The organism is Candidatus Neomarinimicrobiota bacterium (genome assembly GCA_041862535.1).
Lineage (GTDB): Bacteria > Fidelibacterota > Marinisomatia > SCGC-AAA003-L08 > TS1B11.
Window position 1 is genome coordinate 1 of record JBGVTM010000149.1, and the last position, 5090, is coordinate 5090.

Below are 5090 nucleotides of genomic sequence, written 5' to 3' on the forward strand. Positions count from 1 at the left end.
GCAGGAGGGCTGCTGTGTGATAGGTCACCCGCATTTCCACCCCTTCATAGCCGTACACCTGATGCCGCATGTTCTTAAGACTCTCTTCCAATCCCAGCAGGTGCTTCGCCGCTATCCGCCCCAGTGCCACGATGAGTTTCGGTTGGATGATCCGGATCTGTTCTTTGAGATAGGGCAGGCACTGCTCAACCTCTGATGCCAGGGGATCCCGGTTACCCGGCGGCCGACACTTGAGAATATTACAAATATAGACCTCGCGCCGGGAAAGCTGAATTGCCGCCAGAACCCGGTCCAGGAGCTTGCCGGCCTTGCCTACAAAAGGCTCCCCCTGGCGGTCTTCTTCGAAGCCGGGAGCTTCACCCACAAACACCATGTCCGCAGCCGGGTCACCCACCCCGAAAACAAACCTGGTACGTGTGGCCCCCAACGGACAATTCTGGCAGCTGGAAATCTCCTCTTCAAAGGCCAGCAGGGCTGCTGTCTGATCGCCTGTAACTGGAGGGGACGGCGGCGGTTCACTGGTGGGGATTGGCTGGCCCAGGACTAATTGGTCACCGTACAGTTTCCGGTGACGCTGCAAATAGCGGACAGCCTGCTCAACGGATGGGGACATGCGATCTCACAATCTTAGGACTCTTCCGCCTCGACCTCATTATCCCGATCTACATAACGCCAGTTGAGATGACCATCCAGGAAATCCTCCATGGCCAGGACGCTCGATTTTTCCTCCTCTACAAATCCCTCCTCATCAACCGGCTCCGGCACCGCATATTCGTCTTCAGGGTATTCCTCTGAAAAGTCGATGCGTTCCGCCGCCCGCCGAGCGTTGATCTGCCGCGCCCGGTGACTGGCAACCACAACCGCTTCGAACACATCCGGCGTACGCTTGAGAATCTCCTGGAATGATAAAGTCTCTAACTTCATTTCACCTCCATGATAATGGCTTCGATCTCATTCACGGCCCGGTCAAGGTCGTCGTTGACCACCACATGGTCAAAATCTTTCTTGTAGGTCATCTCTTCCGGAATCCGCTCCAACCGCTTCTCGATTGCCTCCTGATCTTCAGTGCCGCGGCCCTTCAGGCGTTCAATGAGGGTCTCGAGATCGGGCGGCTCGATAAAAATGGCGACCGTTTCATCCGGGAATTGCCGCTTGATGTTTACACCGCCCTTCACATCCAGATCCAATAGCAGAGCCTCGCCCTGGTTCAGGACATTCTGCAAAGCTGAACGCAGGGTGCCGTAGCGGTATCCGTGAACCCATTCCCACTCGGCGAACTGGTCGTCGGCCACATAGGCATCGAATTGCTCATCGGTAAGAAAAGTATAATCTTCTCCGTTCGTTTCGTAGGGCCTGCGCGGACGTGTCGTCGCCGAAACCGAGAAGTGCCACTCGGGATGGCCTTTCTGCAGCACCCTGCGAATGGTAGTTTTGCCCGCTCCCGAGGGTGCACTTATGACCACCAGATGCCCGCTACTCATATGATGTTCTGCACCTGCTCACGTATTTTTTCCAGCTCGTCCTTTATCCGCACGACCAGATGGCTGATGTCGATGTGGTCCGTCTTGGCACCGAGGGTGTTCACTTCCCGGCCTATCTCCTGGAGAAGAAAACCCAGTCGCTTGCCCGTATCTTCGTCATCTTCAACGTAGGCCTGAAACAGATCCAGATGACTGTTAAGGCGGGTGCACTCTTCGGTGATATCCCGCTTTTCCGACAGGACGGCCGCTTCCTGGAGCAGCTGTCCTTCATCAACGGGGACACTGTCCATAAGTTCCTGAAGCCGGCTGCGATAACGCTCCAGATCTCCGGCTCGGCGTTCCCGAGCCAGATTCTCGATCAGCCGCACGTCCTCCCAAACCTGGGCTAAGCGCGAGCGCAGGTCTGCGGCCAAATTAGTCCCTTCCGCCGCCCGCATTTCTTCCACCTTGGCTAAGGCCTCTCTCAGAGCCTCCAATAACAGCTCCAGCAGAAGGTCCTCCCGATCAAATTCCTCAACCGTAATGACATCATGCATGGCCGTGTAGTGCGAAAGAGAGGGGCTCTCCGTCAGGGCCAACTCCTCCTGGATTTGTTTGAAAACCTGCTGATACTGCCGCAGACGAGCCCGGTTTACCTGGATGGGAGCCTCGGTTTCTTCAGCAATATCCAACACGACGGTCACATTGACCTTTCCCCGGGAGAGTGCCTGCTGGACTTCCTGGCGTACCTGGGGCTCAAACTTCTGCATTACCTTGGGCAGTCTGGGTGTCAAGTCAAAGAACCGGCTATTAAGGCATTGGATGTCCACTGAGAGCGTCACGCCGCCACGGGTGACCTGGCCCTGTCCATATCCGGTCATGCTTCTTACCATGAAAACCACCGTAATAAGTCGCATAAACTAATATACCAAGCCAGCATAATCAATGATTGCTTTTCAGTAACCCCTTAAAATTTTAATAGATAGAGTCTACTATTATCCAGCACTCTCAGATCATGAGAGGAGGCTTCACTCAGCTCCGAGGAAAGCGCGCAGCGTTTCCAGAAATAGAGTGATGGACAGCTGATGGGTGGGTTCAAAAACCCCGGCCCGTGTATTTTCAACATAGGCATAATCCACGTGGAATATCGGGAAGCTGAGCCCGACCCCCAGTGTGAAGGGGTAGAGGGTTGCGCTACCACCGCGAAGCCGCAGGTTATTATTGATAACCAGCTCCACCCCGGCTTGGGCAAGAAAGCTGACCTGCCCGAGCTCGAAGGCCCGCTCCAGCCGTCGGCCGTCCAGGCGGCTGCTGAGCTCGCCCTCGATGACCACCGGTCGCCGGATCAAAGGGAGTGTAAAATCCCCTTTCAAGCCCGTTGTAACCCGGGGAGCCGTCGTCGCCCACCTGCCGGTACTCCAGTACACCTGGGTGGTGGTAAGATCCTGCAGCATCAGGCCCATTGAAAGGGCGCGTCCAAATGCCCGCCAGACCCCGAGGTCAAAGCCCAGGCCCAGGCCCAGTTCATCGGCCAGCCAGTGCCCAATAAGCTTCACACTGGTCCCCCAGTGCCAGCCCCGCTGGTTTTTCCGGGCCACCGACAGCAGAAGCCCCCATTCCCGCTGATTGAAATAGCTTATATTGTCAGGGTCAGGGCGCTCGTGAATGTCCAGGCGCCCATTTCCATTGCTGTCAGCCAGGGCAAGGGCACTGCGTGTATCGGGAATATCGTCCACCCCCCGCCGCACCAGCCCCAGCTGAACCGCCAGGTCGGGGGAGCTGATAAAGTTGACCGCCATGAGGTCGGCGCTCACCATACCGCCGAACTGCTCGCGGCGAGCCAGCACCAGGCTGGGCTGGCTGAGCCGCCCTACCAGCGCCGGATTATAAAAGCCGGTGGCAGCTTCATGGGTGTTACTCACTCCGGTACCCCCCATGGCCACGCTGCGGGCATCGCCGGGAAATTCAAACAGTTCCCCGGCGTACTTGGCCTGGGCGGCTAAAAATAGCGGGCTTACTATTACGAGGGACAACAGTAGTTGCCGCGGCAATTGGAGAGATATGATCACAGACCGTGCTTCTTCTTCAGCTTGTCCAGCAGGTTCAGGGCCTCAATGGGTGTCAGAGTGTTGATATCGATCTGTTTAAAGTCAGAGCGCAGCTCTTTTTCCTTCGCTTCAAATAGTTCAACCTGGGAGGAATACTCTGCACGAACCTCGATGGTGGCAGACTCGCTCTCCCGGTCAGCGAGCGTGGCCAGAATTTCACCCGCTCGCCGGATCACTTGAGCTGGAATACCCGCCATTTGGGCTACATGAATCCCGTAGCTGCGGTCAGCTCCACCAGGCACAATCTTACGCAGAAATACCACCTCCTGTCCATGCTCGCGAACCGCCACGTTAAAGTTTTTTACCCTGGGCAGGGCTTCGGCCAGCGATACCAATTCGTGGTAATGGGTAGCAAAAAGGGTCTTGGCAGCGATCCGTTCGTTTTGATGGAGATGCTCTGTTACCGCCCAGGCGATGGAGAGCCCGTCGTAGGTGGAAGTGCCGCGGCCAATTTCGTCCAACAGGATCAGGCTCCGGCGGGAGGCATTGTGCAGGATCCGGGCCGTTTCCACCATCTCAACCAGGAAGGTGCTCTCACCGCCCGCAAGGTTATCACTAGCGCCCACCCGGGTGAAAATCCGATCCACGATGCCGATACGGGCCTGGCTGGCCGGAACGAAAGAGCCCATCTGGGCCATTGCCACCACCAGACCTACCTGGCGCAGGAAAGTACTTTTACCGGACATATTGGGACCGGTAATGATATGAATCTGGCTGTTCTCCAGGTCCATTTCAAGGTGATTGGGTGTGAATCGCTCCCCCAGCGGTAGCAGGGTCTCCACCACCGGGTGGCGGGAGTCCTTCAGGCTCAGGACAGGCTCATCAACCAGTATGGGGCGCGTGTAGTTGTTGCGCACCGCCACTTCAGCCAACCCGGCAGCGATATCGACCATGGCCAGGAACCGCGCGTTCTCCTGGATCTCACGAGCGCGGGCCAGCACCTGCTTTTGCAGGTCTTCAAAGAGCTCCCTTTCCAGCGCCTGGATCTTATCCTCCGCCGAGAGTACTTTCTCTTCATACTCCTTAAGCTCCGGCGTGATGTAGCGCTCCGCATTCACCAGGGTCTGCTTGCGAATGTAATCCTCGGGTACTTTATCCTGGTGGGTTCGGGTTACTTCGAGATAGTACCCGAAAACGTTGTTGTAGCCGACTTTCAGACTGGGGATACTGGTACGCTGGCGCTCCTTTACCTGCAGGCCGGCGATCCACGATTTACCGCTTCTAGCCAGCCCGCGCAGCTCGTCCAGTTCGGCAGAATAGGTCTCGCGAATATAGCCTCCCTTGGCGATATTGATGGGCGGGTCCTGTACCAGAGCCTGGCGGATAAGCCGGGCTAGATCTTCAGTGTCGTGGAAACGGCCTACCAGGCGGTTCAAAGCCGGGGACTTCTCCTGGCGCACCCGCTGGCCTATGCCAGCAATGATCTCAAGACTGGCAGCCAGGTTAGCCGCGTCTCTAGGCGTGGCTCGGCGCGCAGAAATGCGCCCTAGAATGCGCTCCAGATCGCTGCTGCCCTGAAGGA

General features: G+C 57.0%; 6 protein-coding genes. All 6 read right to left on the reverse strand.

The genetic code is table 11. The annotated features are described in order from the left end of the window. Nucleotides 1-613, reverse strand: a 613-nt coding sequence (locus ACETWG_05600) for a uracil-DNA glycosylase (GenBank protein MFB0516063.1), incomplete at its 3' end; no start/stop codon positions are given. Nucleotides 614-627: 14 nt separating this feature from the next. Next, nucleotides 628-924: a DNA-directed RNA polymerase subunit omega gene (gene rpoZ / locus ACETWG_05605; protein MFB0516064.1), complete on the reverse strand. Its 297-nt coding sequence runs from the start codon at nt 922-924 to the stop codon at nt 628-630. After that, a complete protein-coding gene (gmk, locus tag ACETWG_05610) occupies nt 921-1481 on the reverse strand; it encodes a guanylate kinase (GenBank protein ID MFB0516065.1) in 561 nt (186 codons plus the stop codon). Before gmk ends, rpoZ begins: the two co-directional genes overlap by 4 nt. Next, nucleotides 1478-2353: a YicC/YloC family endoribonuclease gene (locus tag ACETWG_05615; protein MFB0516066.1), complete on the reverse strand. Its 876-nt coding sequence runs from the start codon at nt 2351-2353 to the stop codon at nt 1478-1480. Before ACETWG_05615 ends, gmk begins: the two co-directional genes overlap by 4 nt. Before the next feature lie 135 nt (nt 2354-2488). Further along, complete coding sequence (locus ACETWG_05620; protein ID MFB0516067.1) at nt 2489-3529, reverse strand: hypothetical protein; 1041 nt, start codon at nt 3527-3529, stop codon at nt 2489-2491. Beyond that, a partial coding sequence (mutS, locus tag ACETWG_05625) for a DNA mismatch repair protein MutS (GenBank protein ID MFB0516068.1) occupies nt 3526-5090 on the reverse strand: 1565 nt, incomplete at its 5' end. The genes ACETWG_05620 and mutS, both read right to left, overlap by 4 nt.